Origin of the sequence: Streptomyces sp. LS1784, from assembly GCF_020103755.1 — a bacterium.
Lineage (GTDB): Bacteria > Actinomycetota > Actinomycetes > Streptomycetales > Streptomycetaceae > Kitasatospora.
Genome location: NZ_JAHSQD010000878.1, coordinates 1 through 2312, shown reverse-complemented (window position 1 = coordinate 2312; position 2312 = coordinate 1). Strand labels below are relative to the sequence as shown.

The 2312-nt window shown below is 74.4% G+C and carries 2 protein-coding genes; one reads left to right on the top strand and one right to left on the bottom strand.

From position 1 onward, the window contains the following. Positions 1-454: 454 nt before the first annotated feature. Positions 455-1168, top strand: a complete 714-nt coding sequence (locus KS423_RS43710) for a ricin-type beta-trefoil lectin domain protein (RefSeq protein ID WP_224285251.1) — start codon at positions 455-457, stop codon at positions 1166-1168. Between the two features lie 61 nt (positions 1169-1229). Here the strand turns inward: KS423_RS43710 and KS423_RS43705 are convergent, their stop codons facing one another. After that, complete coding sequence (locus KS423_RS43705) at positions 1230-2102, bottom strand: helix-turn-helix transcriptional regulator (protein ID WP_224285250.1); 873 nt, start codon at positions 2100-2102, stop codon at positions 1230-1232. Positions 2103-2312 lie beyond the last annotated feature (210 nt).

Below are 2312 nucleotides of genomic sequence, written 5' to 3'. Positions count from 1 at the left end.
CGCCCCCGCCCCAAGCAGCGCCTCGGCGCCGCCGCCCAGGGCGACCGCCCGCAGGCGGCCGGCTTCATCGGCCGCTCCGCCGGCCGCGCCAAGCCCGGCAGTGGCTCCAAGTCCGGCTCCAACTACGGCACCGGCCGCCAGCGCCGCAAGTTCGACTGACGGTCGTCCGGACCGTGCCGAACGGGCCCCGCACCTCCCCGCACCAGGGGGGCGTGCGGGGCCCGTTCGGCTTTCCCGGGACGCCGCCGGGGCATTTCCGCCGGCCCCGGTGAAACTGCCGCCCGGGACAGCGGTGCTGCTCAGGGCGGCCACACCCGGCAGTTGCCGGTGCACTGCCGGTTGACGGCCGACCGGGCACCCCCGAGTCTTTCACGCGGCCCACACATCCGACGCTCCGTCACCACGGTTCCGTGGATGGTGAGTCGACGTGTCCCACGACCCGGAAGGACCTTCCATGCGCCGTACCTCCGCCCTGCTGACCACCGCCCTGCTCGCCGGGGCCGCCGCTCTGGTCGCACCGGCCACCGCCGCCCAGGCCGCCCCCGCCTGTGCCGCCTACACCTCCGCCTGGAACGCCGTCGGCAGCTGTAGCGGCCTCGACCCGATGCAGACCTGGACCGTGACCGCCAACTGCCTCTACTGGAACTCCACCCACACCGTGCAGTTCTCCCGCCCCGCCATCGGCGGCCTGGCGATGGGCGACGGCACCGCGTCCGCCTCCTGCATGATCGGCGACTCCGTGATGTTCCCGCGCGTCATCCTCGGCGCCGTGCCGCCGGCCGGCCCGACCGGCCAGATCTCCGGCTACGCGAGCAAGTGCGTCGACGTGAAGGGCGCCAACGTCGGCAACGGCACCCCCGTCCAGATCTACGACTGCAACGGCACGGTCGCGCAGAAGTGGCGGATCGGCGTCGACGGCACGATCCGCGCCCTCGGCAAGTGCATGGACGTCTCGGGTGGCGGCACCGGCAACGGCACCAAGGTCCAGATCTACGACTGCAACGGCAGCGGTGCCCAGCAGTGGCAGGCCCGCCCCGACGGCTCGCTGCTCAACCCGCAGTCCGGCCGCTGCCTGGACGACCTGGGCTTCTCCACCGACAACGGCAACCAGCTCGGCATCTGGGACTGCAACGGCGCCGCCAACCAGAAGTGGAACCTCCCGGTCTGACGGCCGACCCGGTCCGCCGCCCCCGCGCCGTGCCGGGGGCGGCGGACCGCCTTCTTCTGCGCTACACCGCCGGTGCCGGCACCGGTGCCAGTGCCGGGGCGAGGAGGCGCAGCCGCTCCTCGGTGTCGGCGTCGCGCGGGGACATCACGATCAGCTGCAGGCCCTCGGCGGCCAGCAGCACGTGCTGGTCGATCCGCAGCAGGCCCACCCGCTCGTGCCGGATGACCTTCTCGGCGCCGGAGCGCTCCGCGACCTGGTGCTCGTCCAGCCAGCGGTCCGCCTCCGGGTACTCGGCGCGCACCTGGCGGATCATCCGGGCCAGATGGCGCCCCACGGCCGTCGTCTCGCCGCCGCGCTCCGCGTAGGCGGAGCGCAGCTGGGCCAGGAAGCGCCGGGCGTGCTCCTCCCAGTGCTCGACCCGGGCCCGGTGCACCGGGTTGCCGAACACCACCCAGGCCAGGTTGCGCTCCTGCGGCGGACGGCCGGTCAGTCCGAACAGCGCGTCCGCGCCCGGATTCCAGGCCCGGATGTCCCAGTTGGCGTCCATCACGAAGGACGGTGCCGGCCACTGCGCGTGCATCAGCCGCAGCAGGGGGGCCGGCACGTCCCCCGGCGCGGCCACCTCGCCGTCCAGCGGGTGGCCGCCGGCCAGCCGGAACAGGTACGCCGTCTCCGCCCGGTCCAGCCGCAGCGTACGGGCGAGGCTCCCCAGCACCTCCGGTGACGGGTGGATGTCCCGCCCCTGCTCCAGCCACGTGTACCAGGTCACCCCCACTCCGGCGAGCAGCGCCAGCTCCTCGCGGCGCAGCCCCGGGGTGCGCCGCCGCACCCCGGGCGCCAGCCCGACCTCCTGCGGCGTCAGCCGCGCGCGGCGACTGCGCAGAAAGCTCGACAGTGCCGAGCGGCGCTCCTGGGCGTCCTCCGCGTCCACCATGTCCCCCGTCCTTCCCCGGTAGTCGGACTACCAGTATTCCCACGCACTGCTGCGGACCGGCCGACCGGGCGAGGCTGGATCACGTCAACGGACCGCACACGCAAGGGAACACCGATGAGCCACCGCCAGAACCGTACTGCCCGCCGGGCCCTGGCCGCCGCCGTCGCCGCGGCCGCCCTCCTCGGCACGGCCGGCGCGCTGCCCGCCGCG

Excerpts from the sequence above, each read along its gene's own strand:
- KS423_RS43705 (WP_224285250.1), bottom strand. The coding sequence starts at position 2,102 with ATGGTGGACGCGGAGGACGCCCAGGAGCGCCGCTCGGCACTGTCGAGC.
- KS423_RS43710 (WP_224285251.1), top strand. The coding sequence starts at position 455 with ATGCGCCGTACCTCCGCCCTGCTGACCACCGCCCTGCTCGCCGGGGCC.